Origin of the sequence: Quyinboa mangrovi, from assembly GCF_042219825.1 — a bacterium.
Taxonomy (GTDB): Bacteria; Bacteroidota; Bacteroidia; order Bacteroidales; family UBA5342; genus JBHJHP01.
This window is the reverse complement of record NZ_JBHJHQ010000009.1, coordinates 19,210-36,997: the sequence shown is the minus strand read 5'-3', so window position 1 is coordinate 36,997 and position 17,788 is coordinate 19,210. Positions and strand designations below refer to the sequence as shown.

13 protein-coding genes are annotated in these 17,788 nt (G+C 38.1%); 10 read left to right on the top strand and 3 right to left on the bottom strand.

Going from position 1 to position 17,788, the window contains the following annotated elements:
• Window positions 1-1,365, bottom strand: coding sequence for a sigma-54-dependent transcriptional regulator (locus ACE1ET_RS17795; RefSeq protein ID WP_375729780.1), 1,365 nt, complete (start codon window positions 1,363-1,365; stop codon window positions 1-3).
• Window positions 1,366-1,627: 262 nt separating this feature from the next.
• Here ACE1ET_RS17795 and ACE1ET_RS17790 point away from each other — a divergent pair, with 262 nt between their 5' ends.
• Complete coding sequence (locus ACE1ET_RS17790) at window positions 1,628-2,278, top strand: porin family protein (RefSeq protein WP_375729779.1); 651 nt, start codon at window positions 1,628-1,630, stop codon at window positions 2,276-2,278.
• 51 nt (window positions 2,279-2,329) lie between these two features.
• Here the strand turns inward: ACE1ET_RS17790 and ACE1ET_RS17785 are convergent, their stop codons facing one another.
• Window positions 2,330-4,324 carry an ATP-binding protein gene (locus tag ACE1ET_RS17785; protein ID WP_375729778.1) on the bottom strand — a complete coding sequence of 665 codons (1,995 nt, stop codon included), beginning with the start codon at window positions 4,322-4,324 and terminating at the stop codon, window positions 2,330-2,332.
• 407 nt (window positions 4,325-4,731) lie between these two features.
• Here ACE1ET_RS17785 and ACE1ET_RS17780 point away from each other — a divergent pair, with 407 nt between their 5' ends.
• The 4 genes from ACE1ET_RS17780 to ACE1ET_RS17765 all read left to right on the top strand — a co-directional run bounded on the left by ACE1ET_RS17780 (window position 4,732) and on the right by ACE1ET_RS17765 (window position 8,179).
• Entirely contained in the window at window positions 4,732-4,917 is a 186-nt protein-coding gene (locus tag ACE1ET_RS17780) for a CsbD family protein (protein ID WP_375729777.1), read from the top strand.
• Between the two features lie 54 nt (window positions 4,918-4,971).
• Window positions 4,972-5,430: a hypothetical protein gene (locus ACE1ET_RS17775; protein ID WP_375729776.1), complete on the top strand. Its 459-nt coding sequence runs from the start codon at window positions 4,972-4,974 to the stop codon at window positions 5,428-5,430.
• 167 nt (window positions 5,431-5,597) lie between these two features.
• The gene (locus ACE1ET_RS17770; protein ID WP_375729775.1) at window positions 5,598-6,536 is read left to right on the top strand and encodes a DUF6807 family protein; all 939 of its coding nucleotides are present in this window, start codon (window positions 5,598-5,600) and stop codon (window positions 6,534-6,536) included.
• Window positions 6,537-6,748: 212 nt separating this feature from the next.
• Window positions 6,749-8,179 carry a B12-binding domain-containing radical SAM protein gene (locus tag ACE1ET_RS17765; protein WP_375729774.1) on the top strand — a complete coding sequence of 477 codons (1,431 nt, stop codon included), beginning with the start codon at window positions 6,749-6,751 and terminating at the stop codon, window positions 8,177-8,179.
• A 6-nt stretch (window positions 8,180-8,185) separates the two neighbouring features.
• Here the strand turns inward: ACE1ET_RS17765 and ACE1ET_RS17760 are convergent, their stop codons facing one another.
• Complete coding sequence (locus ACE1ET_RS17760; RefSeq protein WP_375729773.1) at window positions 8,186-9,241, bottom strand: AI-2E family transporter; 1,056 nt, start codon at window positions 9,239-9,241, stop codon at window positions 8,186-8,188.
• A gap of 237 nt (window positions 9,242-9,478) precedes the next feature.
• Between ACE1ET_RS17760 and ACE1ET_RS17755 the strand changes: the two genes are divergently transcribed.
• The 5 genes from ACE1ET_RS17755 to tamL all read left to right on the top strand — a co-directional run bounded on the left by ACE1ET_RS17755 (window position 9,479) and on the right by tamL (window position 17,747).
• Window positions 9,479-9,787 carry a YtxH domain-containing protein gene (locus tag ACE1ET_RS17755; RefSeq protein ID WP_375729772.1) on the top strand — a complete coding sequence of 103 codons (309 nt, stop codon included), beginning with the start codon at window positions 9,479-9,481 and terminating at the stop codon, window positions 9,785-9,787.
• A gap of 2 nt (window positions 9,788-9,789) precedes the next feature.
• Complete coding sequence (locus ACE1ET_RS17750; protein ID WP_375729771.1) at window positions 9,790-10,158, top strand: phage holin family protein; 369 nt, start codon at window positions 9,790-9,792, stop codon at window positions 10,156-10,158.
• Window positions 10,155-10,415, top strand: a complete 261-nt coding sequence (locus ACE1ET_RS17745) for a hypothetical protein (RefSeq protein WP_375729770.1) — start codon at window positions 10,155-10,157, stop codon at window positions 10,413-10,415. Before ACE1ET_RS17750 ends, ACE1ET_RS17745 begins: the two co-directional genes overlap by 4 nt.
• 89 nt (window positions 10,416-10,504) lie before the next feature.
• Window positions 10,505-15,475, top strand: coding sequence for a translocation/assembly module TamB domain-containing protein (locus tag ACE1ET_RS17740; protein ID WP_375729769.1), 4,971 nt, complete (start codon window positions 10,505-10,507; stop codon window positions 15,473-15,475).
• Window positions 15,462-17,747 carry a translocation and assembly module lipoprotein TamL gene (gene tamL / locus ACE1ET_RS17735; protein WP_375729768.1) on the top strand — a complete coding sequence of 762 codons (2,286 nt, stop codon included), beginning with the start codon at window positions 15,462-15,464 and terminating at the stop codon, window positions 17,745-17,747. Before ACE1ET_RS17740 ends, tamL begins: the two co-directional genes overlap by 14 nt.
• Window positions 17,748-17,788 lie beyond the last annotated feature (41 nt).

The following is a 17,788-nucleotide window of genomic DNA, read 5'->3' as shown; positions in this document are numbered from 1 at the left end:
TTATTGCCGTGCTACATCAATGTTGTAGGTTTTTAATTTATTGTACAGCGTTTTACGGTCAATATTCAGCATTTTAGCGGCCTTTGATTTATTATATTTAGCCTCATCCAGAGCATTTAATATTAATTCTTTTTCGGTTAGAGAAGTTACTTCGCGAAGGTCTGGTATGCCATCCTGAGTAAGTATTGCGGATTGAATATCAAGGCCTTTATTTTCTTCTTTTACAGTAAACTCTTCAGGTAATACATCCGTTGTAATCTCGTCGCCACTGGTTAGTAAAACGGACCGGTTAATCACATTGCGTAACTCCCTGATGTTTCCGTCCCACCTGTAATTCATAAAAATGTCATTTACTTCATCACTTAGCTTCTTTACAGATTTGTTGAAAGATTTATTGGCTTTAAGGATAAAATAATTAACAAATTCGGGAATGTCTTCGATGCGTTTGCGCAATGGTGGAATCTTGATTTTAAAGCCATTTAACCGATGATAAAGATCTTCGCGGAATTCATTGCGTTTTACCATTTCAGCCAGGTCCTCATTTGTGGCTGTAATTATACGAACATCTGTTTTTATGGGTTTATTTCCTCCTACGCGGTATATAACTTTTTCCTGAAGGGCTCTCAATAATTTCACCTGATTTTCATAGGTCAGGTTTCCTACCTCGTCCAGAAATAAGGTTCCACCTTTAGCCTGTTCAAAGTACCCCTTTTTGTCATTAATTGCTCCGGTAAATGATCCTTTTACATGACCAAAAAGTTCACTGTTTGCAAGCTCTTTAGGAAGTGCCCCACAGTCTACCGCTACAAACGGTTTATTCTTTCGTTCACTTAAATTATGTATGGCTCTTGCAATGTATTCTTTTCCGGAACCGGTTTCGCCCTGTAGTATAACCATCACATCTGTTGGAGCAACGATCTCGCAATAGGATAAAACTTTTTTTATTTTATTGCTTTGTCCGGTTATAAATCCTGATGAAAATTCCACAGAAGGATCATGTTTAACTGTAGCACAGGCACCTGAAACCAAATGGAGTATCTGATCAGGAAGGACCGGCTTGGTCACATAATCATATGCGCCGTTCTTAATAAGTTTTACGGCGGTTTTAATTTCCTGATATGCCGTCATTATAATAATAGGAGTGCCTGCTTTGTTCTGTTTGACGAAAGCAAGCATTTCCTCTCCGTTCGTATCAGGAAGACGATAATCGCATAAAATAACATCATACGTGTTTTGAAGAATCAGTTTTTTCCCCTGCTCACCTGAATATGTTCCTGTGGCGGCATAACCTTTCTGATTTAAATACCTTACCAGAAGATCACTGATATATGTGTCGTCGTCTATGATTAGTATCGGGTTTTTCATATAAAACATTTCATGTATTGAGGGAACGATGATGTTCTTAACTTACTTATAAAACATGCACGAAATGCATTGGTTCAATGTGTTAATGGTGGTTAATGCTGTAGATATTTCCTACTTATTGTGGATTTAATAAACAGGTGAAATTATATTGAAAATTTCTGAAGTGCTATATATAAGGACGTTGAGAGACATTTGCCGAAGATCCTGTGTTATGGTACACTATTGGCAGGTAAGTTAAAAGTAAATTTTAAACGATAGAATTATGCGAAAATATTTCAAACTTTTAACACTTGTAGTGTTGTTACCATTAACCAGCTCTATTGTTAGCGCACAAAATGAAGCATTCAGAATAAAGGGAGGTCTGAATTTATCCACATTAAATACTGATAATTCGGATAACAGTTATAAAGCCGGATATATGGCAGGTTTTTCTTACTTAATTCCTCTTGTCAGTAACTTTTCGGTTCAGCCGGAAGTCTTGTTTTCAACCTTTGGTTCTAAGGCTGAATTCAAAAATACGTTTGCGAATTTGGAACTTTCGAATGGACAGACCGACTTCAGACTTGATTATATTGATATTCCGGTATTACTGTCTTATGCTGTTACCGATAACCTGCATTTTAATTTGGGCCCCTATGCTGCAATTTTACTGAATGCCAAATCGGAAACAACAGCCGAAATTCTTAATTCGATTAATGTCACCAGTAGTGACGATCTGGATGAGAAGTATTTTAACAAAGTGGATTACGGTGTTGTTGCCGGACTGGAATTGAACTTTGCTCCGGTATTTGCCGGTGTAGATTACAAAATCGGTATTAATCCTGTGGCAAAGCAGGACGACGATTTGGCTGAAACGTTATTAAAAGATTCAAAAAACCGTGTAATTCAGGTATATGTTGGTTTACAGTTTTAAAAGAGATATTTCTGATATAGCATCAACAGAAGCAAATACCATAATATGCTTTTATTTTATTGAGTCTGCTTCTTTTCTTAATTTCTCGATAACTTCTCTCATTTTTGAAGTCACACTTTCAACAAGTTCAGAGGATTTGTCTTTTCCAAACTGACTGGATGTGAGGTTTTTAATGTCAGTCAGCATGTCAATTATAGCATATGCTTCAAGATGGCGGTAGGAAGGAAGCAGCCGATGGGCCGTTTCTTTGATGGAATTCCATTTATCACGTTCCAGATATTCCCGGAACTCCTTAATGGCAGTCTCTGAATTCGTGATAAAGGTTAGGATCATATTTACAATAAATTCGTTATTACCTTCGGCAATATCTTTCAGTTGCCTTAGGTTATACAATTGGGTCTTTGCAGATGTAACGATTACTTTTTCAGCACTTTTAGAATTCTTAACCGGTTTAAGTTTTAATACTTTACGTAGCACATTGTACAACTCAAGTTCACGGTAAGGTTTTATTAAGTAACCGTCAATACCGGCAGAATAATAATTTTTAATGTCCTCATTAAATACATCAGCAGTAACCGCAATGAGTTTAATGTTCTTATTATTAAGTTCTTTACGTACATATTTTGCCACATCCAGGCCACTGATATCCGGCATATGGATGTCGAGCAACACCACATCAAAGCTATTTTCGTTTAGCATTTTTATGGCTTCTTCTCCATTGCCCGCCAGTTCGTAGCTGCATTTTAATTTTTCAAGAATCGTTTTCCCCAGTAACCTGTTGACACTGTCATCATCCACCAATAAAATATGTTTGTCAGACAATTCCATAAAATCAAAATTCTCTATGGTGTCGTCCGATAATTCATGTTCCTTACCCTTTTTGAAAGGTAATACAAAGCTGAACCGGGTTCCCATTCCTTCTTCACTTTTTACGGTCAGGCTTCCGTTTTGTTTTTCGATCAGGTTTTTGCAAATAGTAAGCCCAAGTCCTGTCCCTCCGTAACGTTTGGTGATCCGTGAGTCAGCCTGACGAAACTGATCAAAAATTGTAGCCATTTTATCGGTGCTGATACCAATACCTGTATCCATAACATCGAACCTGATTTTTACTTCATCATCCTGATCCGAAATCATAAAGCATTTCATTTCCACATAACCATTGTGCGTAAATTTTATAGCATTATTTACCAGGTTAATAATGATTTGCCGCAAGCGGAAGGGATCGCCTTTTATAACCATATTCAGTCGGGGGTCAATGTCGTAAGTGAAGATCAGATCCTTTTGTTCTGCTTTTATTTTAAGAGTGTTGTAAATGTATGTTATTACCGATTCAACTTTAAATGGAGATACGTCGAATTTTATAGCATTAGCCTCAATCTTTGATAAGATAAGTATGTCGTTTACCAGGTAGAGCAAATGTTCTGATGATTTGGATATGACCTTGACAAATTCTTCCTGCTGATCCTGTAATTCGGTCTGGCTCAATTGTTCAGAGAAGCCAATTATTGCATTTAATGGTGTTCTTATCTCATGGCTGATATTGGCCAGAAATTCACTTTTTATTTTATTGGCATTTTCAGCTTCATCAATTGTTTTTCGAAGCTTGAGTTCAAGCACCTGATAATGATGCATCAGCTGGGAAATATCGGTGGCTGAAATCAGCAATCCATAATCGTCATTTTCTGATTTTATTAAGGTGTTATTACAGCTAAGAGTAACGATGTCCTCTTCGGAAGAATAAATTTTCAGGATAAATGTTTCAGGAATGGTACCCGAATTCTCTATGGTTTTAAGTAGCTGGTTATAAGTGTTCTTGTCACCTGGTACAATAAATTTTTCAAAACTCTTACCGGCAAGGACTTTGCAGTCTGATCCAAGAACCTTACATGCAGCATCATTGACAAAAACGATTTTACCTTCAGGATCAACAATAAGAATGACAGAAGGAATTAAATTCAGCAAATTTGCAATATTCTTATATTCCTCGTTGTGCGACTCAGTCGTCAATAACTTCTCCAGTATTACATCATCAAGTGGAATTTTCATCTTAACTATTTTTCACCATGAAAATTGATTTAATACTTATACAACAAGGTGCATACCATTGTTTAATTTCCTGTATATGTTTCAGGGCATTACAATTATTAAAGGGAAGGTTTTGATGGTAACAAGCTGATATATTTTTGAATACGGAAGTTTTGAATGAGTGAATTAACTAAATGTTTTGGTTCAATTAAACAAAGTCAGTTTCACAGATCCGGTTTTGAGTATCTGATTTTGTAACTATGTTCCACACTTTTTTGTGGAATTTATGCCCGAATAATACGTGATAATAAAGATTTATATTTAGTCCGAACGTGTGCGTGTACGTATAAATAAAGGCTTGAAGTCTGTAATGAATTTTGTGGCACAGGATTTTCATTATAAAATACAAAACACATAAAAAGATAGTTATGAATAAGTTTGAAATAAAAGGAAACTGGAACCAGGTAAAAGGTTATTTGAAAGAAAAGTATGGAGACTTAACTAACGACGATCTTGCCTATGTTGAAGGTAAGGAAGATCAGCTTCTTGGTCGTTTACAAAAACGTATTGGTAAATCGAAAGAAGAACTGATTGAAGAAATCAATAATTTATAGTAATAAAAGTTCAGAGTGAGAATTATGACAAGTATTAATCACAAAATTATAATTATGAAAAATTTACGAGTAATATTATTTTCAACCCTGGCACTGTTTTTTATAGCCGGGTGTAATATGCAAAACAAGAAAAAGGATTCGGAGAAAGAGCAGACTCAGATGCAGGATGAAGCTCAGGATGCAATAGCTAATTTACGTGATGAATTAAAAGACGTAAAGGAAGAAATTGCAGAAGCGATAAATGATAAACCGGATGATATGAAGCGGACTGTTAATGAGGCGCTGGATAACTTCGATGATAAAGTCGATAAATTCAGGGATAAGGCTGAAGAGTCAGGTGAAGAAATAAATGAAAAAACTGAAGAAGCGCTCGAAGATCTTCAGAAAGAAAGTAAAGATATCCGATCTGAAATTTCAGAGTTTGGCGATAAAACAGGTGATGAACTCAAGGATTTCATGGCTGATGTGAAAACCAAACTGAAAGAGTTCGGAGATAAATTGGATAACATCTAATCCTTCATATAAACATTTGATGATGCTTACAGGGTTGATAAAACGCTCGTTTTGTTAACCCTGTTTCTTTTTAATGCGTAGGCAGAACCCCAGCCGGATAACATCTGTAATAAATACATTATTTGAAGAGATATTTTCATTTTGGATAACATTAAATACTGATAATCATGATTCAAAAATATATCGTTACGGTAACAGTACTCCTGTTTTTCGTGTTCAATCCAGTTTTCTCGCAAATGGCAATGCAAAAGGTAGATGGCGGATACCTGGTAAAGGACGAGGGTAAAAATGTAGCGTATTTCCAGTTTGACCTGACAGGACCAACACCAACCCTTATGCGGAATGACTTTCTTCATCCGGTTTATTTACCCGATGGAACAGTTATGACTGAAAACGCACCTGAAGATCATTTGCACCACCGGGGAATATTCTGGGCATGGCATCAGATATTAATTGGTTCAGAATCTGTAAGCGATTCGTGGGATCTTAAGGATTTTAAGACGGATATAAAACGTGTGAAATTCAGGTCGTTAAAGGATGGTGACGGACGGCTGAGAACGAAAGCATTCTGGCTCTCTCCTAACTATAAAAATTCTAAAAGGCCATACCTGAGAGAAAAGGTAAGCTACGTATTTCATCCACAAAAAGAGAATTACAGGATAATTGATTTTATCATTCATCTGACACCACTGGTCGATAGTTTACAACTTGGAGGTTCCGACGATGTAAAAGGTTATGGTGGATTTTCAACACAGATTGTATTGCCTGACGATGTGCAGTTTTATTCTTCAAATGGTAAAGTTGAACCGGAAAATGAAGCCATAGAAGCCGGATATTATATGAATATAACAGGTTCATTTGCAAAAGACGGAACAGCACCGGGCGGTATTTTTATTTATGCTAACCCTGAAAATCAACCCGGACCTCAAACATGGATCCTGCGTGATAAAATGAGCATGCAGAATGCAGTATTTCCGGGAAGAAAACCTGTGTTATTGCAAAAAAGAAAACCTTTGGTGTTGAAATATTCCCTTGTGCTTTACACAGGTGAAGCAGATGTGGATGAGATCCTGAACGAAATGGAAAAAACGGATCGAAAAGATTAACAAATTTTGAAAAACATTTCGCCTATTTTCTTGATTGCACACTTAAGGACATTCGCCTGTTAGTGTGTGAAATATTTTACACTCTATGCACATACAAATACATATGTAAAAAAAGTAATAAATGTTAATTGTTTGACCCGATTTATACTAAATTGATAATTTGCAGGTTACTTAAACACGCGTAAGCATTCTGGCCTGAATTTTCTTTTAATATGAAAGTTAAACTTATTTTACCTTCTCTTACAGAAGCCGGAAGTGCGTTTTGGAGACCCATTAAGTATTCGTTATTTCCCCCTTTAGGATTAGCAACTTTAGCCGCTTATTTTGATGAAAGTGATGATATTGAACTTCAGGATCAGCATGTGGAAGAACTGTATCTGGATGATTTGCCGGATCTGGTTTTGATACAGGTTTATATTACCAATGCAAAACGGGCATATGCGATTGCCCAACATTACAGAACAAAAGGTGTATATGTTGCTTTAGGTGGTTTACATGTAACATCTTTGCCTGATGAAGCCTCACAATTTGCCGATACTATTTTTCTTGGCCCTGCAGAACAAACCTTTCCTGAATTTTTGCGCGATTTCAGACTTAAACAAGCCCGGAAAAGATATACATCCACAGAGGGAAGAACCATTCAAAATCAGCCGCCGGTAAGAAGAGACCTGATAAAACGGGGAAAATACCTGGTGCCCAACTCGTTGGTTATTTCGAGAGGTTGTCCACACCATTGTGATTTTTGTTATAAAGATGCATTTTTTAAAGGCGGTAAATCATTTTATACCCAAAGGGTAGATGAAATACTTACAGAAATATCTCGTCTAAAAGGGCGTCATTTATACTTTCTCGACGATCATTTATTTGGAAACCCCAGGCTGGCCTCTGAGCTCTTTGAGGGAATACGCGGTATGAACAGGGTGTTCCAGGGAGCAGCCACCGTCAAATCAATTCTGGAAGGCAATCTGATTGAAAAAGCTGCAGAAGCGGGGCTCCGAAGTTTGTTTGTTGGATTTGAGACTTTTTCACCCGAGAACTTAAAACAAAGCAATAAAAGTCATAACCTGAAAATGGATTATGAAAGAGCTGTGGCAAGATTACATGAACTGGGGATTATGATCAATGGGAGTTTTGTTTTTGGTCTGGACGGTGATGATAAAGATGTATTCAGGCGAACGGTGGATTGGGGTGTTGAACATGCTATAACCACATCAACATATCATATTCTTACGCCTTATCCCGGGACCAGACTATATGAATCGATGCTGAATTCCGGCAGAATAATAACCAAAGACTGGGATCTTTATGATACACGCCATGTAGTATATCAATCAAAGTCATTATCTGCCGAAGAATTGGAACAGGGCTACAGATGGGCATATAAAGAGTTCTATAAATGGAACAGTATTTTCAAAGCCTCTTTTTCGCATGATGAATTAGTACATCAATTAAAGCATCTTTTTTATACAGGCGGTTGGAAGAAGTTCGAAGGATTGTGGACATTTATCATCAACACCGGTGGTTTAAAACGGATGTTGCCAATTTTAGAATTGCTGTTGACAAAAGTAAGCTCCAATAATGCAATGGGTGTTTCATCTGTAGTAGAAAAGGAGAAGGATATTTTGTTAAATGAGAATTTGTGACAGATATTAACTTTGGTTATGTCCAAACTTTTTACCCAGCATAAAACTATAGGGTTTTAATTCTTCAATGTTCTCCAATACTATTTTAAGAATGGCAAATAAGGGGATGAATAAAATCATTCCGGCTATTCCCCAGATAATTCCGCCCAGAATAAGAGCTATCAGGGCAAAAAGAGGATTCAGGCTAACCTGTGATCCAACAACCTTAGGCGTAAGGAAGTTGCCTTCGAATGCCTGAACCAGCGTGTACCATGCAACGACCCACACCGCAGGCCAGATAGAATCAAAATTGAGGACAGCATACAAGAAAGGCAGTGCTCCACCAATAAATGATCCTATATAAGGAATGATTGCCAGAAAAGCTGCGAAGAATCCGAACAGGAACGGGTAATCCAGTCCAATGATCCATAAACCGAAACCATTAAGAATACCCAGTATAAGCATAACAAAGAAGACTCCGTAAAAGTATTTCTGGATCACTTTTTTGATCCTGATTATAATGTTTGCAATTTCTTTTTTATCACTGAATCCGGTTTTTTCGACCAGAAAAATCCTGAATGAAGAACGATACAGAAGATAAAGAAAGGAAAAGACGACCGTTAACGCAATTGCAGATAAAAAACCACTTGATACACTAATGGTCTTTTGTATTATGGTGGATGTTGGCAATACGCTGCCATTTTCCTGACTTAGCAAATCTTCTATCTTAATTTCACCACTGAACAGATTGTCGTTAATCAGATGAAAGAAACTGGTCAGCAGTTTGTCTATGCTGGCACCGAAATCCTTTACATTATCATAAAGTTTTACAAACTGGGATCCGAAAAAATACATTATTCCGGTCAGAACTATAGCTATTGAAACAAATGTGAGAATGATGGATATTAATCGTGGTAGCTTTTTTTCGAAGAAATCATTGATTGGTAAGAGCAGCAAAGCAAGTATTAATCCCAGAAAAAGGGGAATAAGTATGGTTCTTCCTAAGTGCATTATGGCAACAGACGCCAGAAATACAATCAGTATGTTTGCGGTATTTGATACCTGACCGGAACTTATATTCATAAAATCTAGTTTGTAAAATTCAGAATCAAAAACTGAGCCTTAATGCCTTAACCCTTTACTGTAACGACAAGAGGTTGGAACTGATGTGACATAATTCCACAGATTTTACAGATGTTTGGGTAATAAAACCCCAAAGCAATATGTGAAAATGACTGAAAATGCGGGAAACATAATTATGGCAGGCTTTTGGTAGTATTAATGAGTAAAAATATGTTTAACCATTAAAAAAATAAAGTTATGTCAAAAACATCAAATGCAGTATTAGGATTCTTAGCCGGAGCTGCATCCGGTGCATTGGCCGGAATATTATTCGCTCCGGACAAAGGGAAAAAAACCCGGAAGAAAATTTCTAAAAAAGCGAAAAAAGCTTCCGAAGATCTGAAAGATACCATGAGTGACAGTATGGATGATTTAAAGTCATACGTCTCTGAATTTGTGGATGAGGTCAAAACCAGGTTTAACGACCTTGAGAAAAACGTAAAAAAGAAAGCGGAGGAGAAAGTAGAAGAAGTTGAGGCAAAGGCAACATCGGCTCAAAAGAAATAGTCATGCAAAAGGAATCATTCAAAGAGAATATTTCGGAGTTAAATGATATTATTCAGGGATACCTTCAGGCCCGCATTAATTTGTGGAAGGTGGAAATGCTTGAAAAGTTTACCCGTATCGGAACTTACTTCATTACCACCATCCTGGTTCTGGTCTCCCTGTTAATGTTTTTTATGCTGATTTCGTTTGCCTTCTCGTTCTGGTACGGCGAAGTACACGGAAGCATCTCTGTGGGTTTCCTTATTTCCGGTGGTGTTTATTTGCTGATTATTATTCTGGGTTATGTATTCCGCAGACAGATTTTTTCCAATCCATTGGTAAAGCATTTATCTTCCATAATTTTTAATCCTAAAGACCACGATGAGAAATGAAAACCTTAGAGAAACATAAGCTGCACAGAATACGTTCACTTCAGGAACTGTCGTATGTAAAGTATATGCTGGAATACGATGTGACAATGAAGGAGAAAGCGTTTGTAACTTCTCTGAAAGGAATCAGATATACCCTGGTGGAATCTGCACGACAGAGCGTGATGGAATATGGAAAGAAGCTTATACAAATGGCTTTGATAACGATATTTAATAAAGTAAGGAACAGCAGAAAGGAAGAATCAGAAACCGAAGAATAGACACTCCGATTTTCTTTAATTTATCTACCTTTGATAAACTGCCAATCAGCACCGTTTTTGTGTGTTAATTGGTAGTTTAAGTTTATCCTATGGCAAAAAAGAGACACCGTATTTTAAAAATTGTGTTCAAAACCTTGCTCGTTTTGATCAGTACGGTGGTGTTTTTATTGTTATTGATAACCACTCTTCTTATTATTCCTCCAACTGGAAATTACATTAAGCAAAAAGTTGTTGCCAAGGCAGAAAAAGAGTTGGGGACCGATATTTCCATTGGGTCCATACGTTATACGCCGCCCGCCCAAATAGCCGTCAGGAATTTTTATGTACAGGGAACCGATAAGGACACGCTGGCTTATGGGGACTATCTTTCGGTGTCGGTAAAGTTGTTGCCGTTATTGAAAAAACATCTCGTTATTGAAAATGCAGAACTTCAAAATTCAGGCTTACGGTTGATCCGGGACGAAAAGGATTCGCTGTTTAATTTTGCATTTAATAGCGCTACTGTTGCTCAAAAGGGAAGTTCAACAACAAAACCGATGAAGATTTCGGTGGGAACGGTTGATTTGGATCACATTCATTTTTTAATGGATGACGCGGTCTCGAAGAATAAAATGCAGGTAAATCTTGGGCACTTTGAGGTAGATATGGACGAAATTGATCTGCAACAGAATGCTTACACCATTAAAGATTTTGAGTTAACTAACACAACTGCATTAATTCAGACCTGGATTTCAGGTTCAGAGACTGACGAAAGTAGCGGGCCAATGAGCCTGATCGTGAATTTACGGAGGAAAGGTGTGCTGAAAAACTGCGCCTTTAAATACGAAGATGCTTTAGGTTCCGTTATTGATGCGCAAAAGATAAATTTGGAAACAAAGGACAATACCTTCGATTTAGGTCGTCAGATCATTGCATTAAAATCATTGGAATTAGCCAACAGTATATTGTTGATTTATTCAGGCTCACCGGGAGATAGTGTAATTGTTGAGGGATCAGAACCTGATTCGCAAAATATATTCAGTTTTCCTGACTGGAATATTACGGTTGATGAACTGAATTTTGAAAATAACGTCTTTTCACTGGATTCGAACCCGGATATAACTACCTCAGGCTTTGATCCGAATCATATTCACATTTCAGATTTCACCGGCTCGCTTGAAAATTTTAAGCTGGATAAAAAAGGTATACAGGGAAATCTAAACAAACTTTCGTTACATTCAGACAAACGGTTTCAATTAAAGAACCTTACTGCAGGACTTTCGGTTCAGGAAACGTCACTGAAGATTGATCCGCTGGAAATAAGTACTCCTGCAAGTTCATATTCAGGGAAACTGGCGCTTAACTATAATTCGCTTCAGGAATTATTGGATCAACCGCAAAGCATAAAAATTGAAAGCTTTAATCAGAATGCCGGAATTAATCTGAATGATGTAGCTTATTTCATGCCCGAACTTTCAGATTCCTTCCCAAAACTAACAGATGGTAACACCGTGCTGAATTTGCATACTGTAGTTCAGGGAAACCCAGGAGCATTGGATATTAGTCAGTTCGATTTGTTTGTAAAAGACAAGGCGGACTTAAAACTAAAAGGATTTGTTAAAGGATTACCGGATGCGGATAAAATAGAAGCGGATATAGATATAAAAAAATTGTGGATGAATTATCCTGCCCTTAAATCCTATCTGGCAGGCATGGAGTTACCTGAAAACCTCGTTTTACCGGATACAATTTTGATTTCAGGAAAGGCAAAAGGGACATTGCAAGATTTAAAGGCTGATTTATCAGTTAAGTCTGTTCAGGGAGAGATTTTGGCGAAAACGTTGTATAAAGGCGACACATTGAAAAATACCGCCACTGTTGATGTAAAGCTTGATATTCCAGGCTATCAGCTGGGAGAACTATTAAATAATCCTGATACAATTGGAGCATTATCAGCTAACGCGGATTTGCAAACCGTATTTTCGCAGGTCGGAGTTAATCAACTGAACGGGCATGTCCGGATCAACTCATTGGCTTATTCCGGATACTCTTACAGAGATATTACCATTAATGCCGAACAAAAAAATGATACCATTTTTGCAGTCCTGAATTCGGATGATCCTGAATTAAGACTCAGTTCAAATGCGTCGTACTTTGCAAAGGACAGTATGACGAGTATCAAAGTTGCCCTGAATGTAGATTACGTTGATCTTCAGGCTTTAAAAATATATGATGAAGATATGAGGTTGAGCGGTCAATTCAGTGCAGATATTTCAGGAAAATTGCCGGATGATTTCACTGGTTCTTTGTCCGTGAATAAGTTAATTGTAAACCGCAATAATACAGTTTATTATCCCGATTCACTTTCGCTGAATGCCCTGGTTGGGGATACGAACCAAATCGTGTTGATTTCTCCATTTGCCGAAGCTGAATATAACGGAACATTAAATCCTCTGGATTTACCGGAATTATTTAAAAATGTTGTTCCATTTTTATTCGCTTCAGGTGATACTTCTACGATTCAGAAAACATACGCAAAAACATTTAACTTTAAACTGACACTAAAAGAAGATCCTGTATATACACAGCTTCTGGTCCCTGATTTAAAACAGCTGAATCCCTCATCCTTTCTTGCGTCTTACAATCAGGAAGATGGTTTGGATGCGAAACTTTTGATGCCATATATGGAATACGGATCAGTTGCGGTTGATTCATTTTATCTGTCTTTAAGCGCTGATGACGATAATTTTGACTACAGAACCGGATTCAGGGAAATACATTCTGAAGCTGTTACTTTACCTACAACCAGACTATCCGGTTCTAGAAAAGGGATGCAGCTATTTAACACATTTGACCTGCCTTGGGATAAGAAAGGTTCTAACTATTATGTTCAGGCTGTCATGTCAAAACCGGAACAGGATGATGGTATGCGCCTGAGCATTTTAAGTGACAGCCTTATTTTGAACCGGAATGCATGGGGAATTAGGCCGGATAATGCAATTCTTTTCAGTAATAACAGGATAGATTTTCGGAATTTTAATCTTTCACACGGCTCAGATACGCTTGAAATAGCCAGTTATGCCGATGAAAGCAGAGAAAGCACCAATATCCATTTTTCCAACTTTAATCTCAAAACACTGGCGTCTCTTGCTGAATACGATGGAACGGCTCCTTCAGCATTGATAAACGGTGATGCAACATTCGGCAGGAAAGACGATAAAAACACCTTTACTTCAGATTTGCTCATTTCTGATCTTACATTATTCGGGAATACTGTTTTCAGCCTACTCGATTTAAAGGCTGAGCAGAAATCTGAGAACCTGTATAGTTTTAAAATTGATTTGCAGAATAACGGATTAACCTCAACATTAAAAGGGCAGTATAATGTTGGCGAACAGACTAATCTTGATATGGACATAGATCTGAACAGGTTTACATTGTCTCCTTTTGCTCCTTTACTCAAAAATAAGTTTCACACGTTAAAAGGAGAACTGTCAGGTCAGCTGAAATTATCCGGATCAACAGATGAACCCTTGCTGAACGGCAAGCTTACATTTGACAGCCTGCTGGTTAATCCTGTGATGTTAAATTCTCCGTTAACCATGAATAATGCTGCGGTTTCGGTTCAGAACAATACATTACAGTTTAAAGAAACAACTCTGCGGGACAAAAATAATCACAAGGCTGTGCTGAATGGAACGGTTGCATATCGTCCTGATAATCAAACAACCTTTAATCTTAAGTTTAAGGCATCTGATTTTATGTTTGTAAATGTGGCAGAAAATGGACAGGATTTGTATCACGGTACACTTATCACGGATATGGATGCTGACCTTATCGGTAATCTGGATCATCCGGTATTGAAATTGAATACAATCATAAAAAACGGCTCGGACCTTCATTTTACAGTCCCTGAATCGTCGGTTAACCCGGAGGAAGACCAGGATATTGCAGAGTTTATCAACAGAGATACGTCTATGGTAACAAAAGTATCGGATCAGAGCCTGAATTATTCCGGTATCATGCCTGATGTAACAGCCAATATTTCGTTTCAGGATAATATTCCGTTGACCATTGTTATTGATCCGGTATCAAAAGAGCAGTTGCAGGTAAGTGGGAAAGGAGATTTTTCATTGCGGCTTAGAGACAACCTGGAACCATCGTTAAGTGGCAGATACACTATTAATAGTGGGAAATATACACTTTTGCTGTACAGCGTTTTCAAAAGAACATTTAATATCCGGCAGGGGAGTTATTTATTATGGACTGGAAATGTATATAAACCAACGGTAAACATGGTTGCATCCTACGATGTGAATACAAGTCCGATCGGTCTGGTTGCAACAGAACTGAATGCCGGAAGTCAGAGTTTGTCGCAGTACAGAAACCCCATACCTTTTAGTGTTGTCATGAACCTTAAGGGCGATTTATTATCTCCTGATATAAATTTCGATATTGAAACACCACCCGGGAAAGCCGATGCGCTGGTTTCAGAAAAACTCAGCAGGCTCAATAATGACGAATCTGCTGTGAATAAGCAGGTTTTATCTTTACTGATCTTTAAATCGTTCATGAATCAGAATGTAGGCGGTCCGGATGTGGCGTATCAGTTAAACAATACTGCCAGAAACGGTTTGAGTAATATTTTGAGCAACAGTTTCAACCAGTTTGCACAGAACTATATTAAAGGTATAAATCTTACTTTGGATGTGGAATCCCGTGCAGGCCTAAACGGTTCCGGTTCCGGAAACACAGATCTGATATTCGGTGCATCAAAGTCCCTGTTCAGCGACAGACTGACCATTGAAGTTGGAAGCAGTATCAATGTTGAGAATGAAAATAACAGACCTCCGGGATCGGGTGGTTTGGCAGGTGATTTTAAAATAGATTATAAAATATCCAAAGATGGAAGTGTAAGTGTTCAGGCATTTCGATCATCAGAATACGAAGACGTTCTGGTTGGCGATGTTACCAAAACCGGAGTTGCCCTGAAGTTAAGCAAGGCATTTTCCCATTTTAGGGAATTATTTAAACGGGATAATAAGAAAATGGTGCAGAAAAAAAGTGATGAACAGGAATAGAGACATAGTGCACAGGCTATTTATGATTTCATTCACACTTGTTTTATTGGTGGGATGTAAACCGACACGCTATATCAGTAAAGATGAAACACTGTATACCGGTGCCAAACTTAAGATGGACGACAAATTTTATGAGGATCTTTCCCTGAAGAATGATCTTGATGAAGTGATCATTCCTGAGCCCAACAGAAAATTACCTGGATTATTTCCTTTAAGGATGTGGTTTTATCATGTGGCAGGTGATTCGGTCCCGGCGAAGGGGATAAGACATTGGCTCAAATATAAAATTGGAGAGGAACCTGTGGTCTATAAAACATATATGGCTGAGCGTTCCAGAAACAATCTGCAGTACGAACTTAAGCGTCAGGGATATTTTGATGCAAGGACTTCATTCGATCCAGTCACGGTTAAGCAGCAAACCACTGTCGAATATGAAGTACATCCTGGTTTTAGATACCGGATCAATACGGTCACCTTTCCGGATACTACCAATATGATCACAAACCAAATCCGGAATTCACGTTTTAACACGGTGCTGAAGAAGGGAGAATATTACGATCTGGATCTACTAAAGGAGGAGCGGGCACGGATTGGTTTATATCTGAATAATAGAGGATATTACGCCTTTATTCCGGATTATATTGGATATAAGCTGGACAGCAGCAGGGTGAACCATACCATTGATCTGATATTGTATCTGAAGCCTTCTATGCCGGATAAAGCCACCCGGATTTTTACGCTTGGTGATATTTATGCGGTTGAAGATGAAAACGCTCAAGCTGATTCAGATACACTGAATTTTGAAGGGATTCATTATATTGCAAAGGAGCCGGCATTAAAACCTGCTGTACTGAAACGAAGTATATTATTACGTCCGGGAGAACAGTTTCGCTTGGACAGGCATAATGCTACAATCGGGAAACTTGTTGGATTAGACGTTTACCGTTACATAAATATTAATTACAGGGAAGATACTATATCAAAAACACCGGTTCTGATTCCTGAAATCAGATTGACAACGGATGTGCCGAGAACATTTGATCTTACGCTGGAAGCTGCTACAAAATCCAATGATCTGAGCGGCCCCGGATTAAGTCTGGATTATAAGGATAAGAATTTTCTGCACCGGGCACAAAAGCTTGGGATTGGTTTGAATGCGGGATTTGAAACACAGTTGTTTAGTAAGCAGAAAGGAGTTAATTCACTTAATCTTTCACTGGAATCATCGCTTGAGATCCCTAAACTTGTATTCCCTTTTGTAGATCTCAACAGGTTCCTGGCTGATAAATATACCTCCTCTACAACATTTAGTCTCGATAACTCCTTTTTGAGGCGTGAACAGGTTTTTACCATGTATTCACTTGATGCCGGTTGGGCATACAACTGGCAGGAGACTGCAGAAAAACATCACAGTCTGAAAATTTTGTCACTGGATTATGCCAATATTTACCAACGATCAGATGCATTTATTAAGTTATATGAAACTGATCCGCTGGTAACGCAAAGTTATGCTGAGCAATTCATCCTGAGCTGGCAGTATACGTTCACGTATAATAATCAGCAGTTTACGAAACGCAGAATTGCAACATATTTCAGCGGACATGTGGAAACTGCAGGTAATCTCTTAAATCTGCTGGATGGAAAAAGTACAACCGGCAACACATTTTTTGGTGTATATTATGCCCAGTTTGCAAGAACCACACTGGATACACGGTTTTATTACGATTTAAAACGTTACGGATCACTGGTTTACAGACTTTATGGTGGTATGGGGTATGCCTATAATAATTCCGGTGTTTTGCCTTACAGCAGACAGTTTTTCGCAGGAGGCGCCAATAGCCTCAGAGGATTTCGCTACCATTCGATTGGTCCGGGATCATACAGGGATACTACCGTAAACAATATTTTGTCGGATCAATCCGGAGATTTGAAGCTTGAAACCAGCCTGGAATACCGTTTCCCGATTGCAGGCTTTTTTAAAGGTGCTGTATTTATGGATGCAGGTAATGTGTGGCTGTTGCACGAAAATACCAATAAACCCGGTGGACTGTTTAAAGCAGGGAATGTGCCATCTCAACTCGCCGTAGATGCAGGTCTCGGTCTCCGTCTGGATGCATCAATTATAATTCTCCGGCTTGATATTGGTATGCCGCTCAGAAATCCGTCTTTGCCTTCAGGTGAACGTTGGTTGACACGTTCATCAAATCTTTCATTCTGGAACTGGTATAAAAATAATCTGGTTTTCAATCTTGCTTTAGGATACCCGTTTTAGGGCATAAAAAAACTGCATTACAACTTGTGTAACACAGTTTT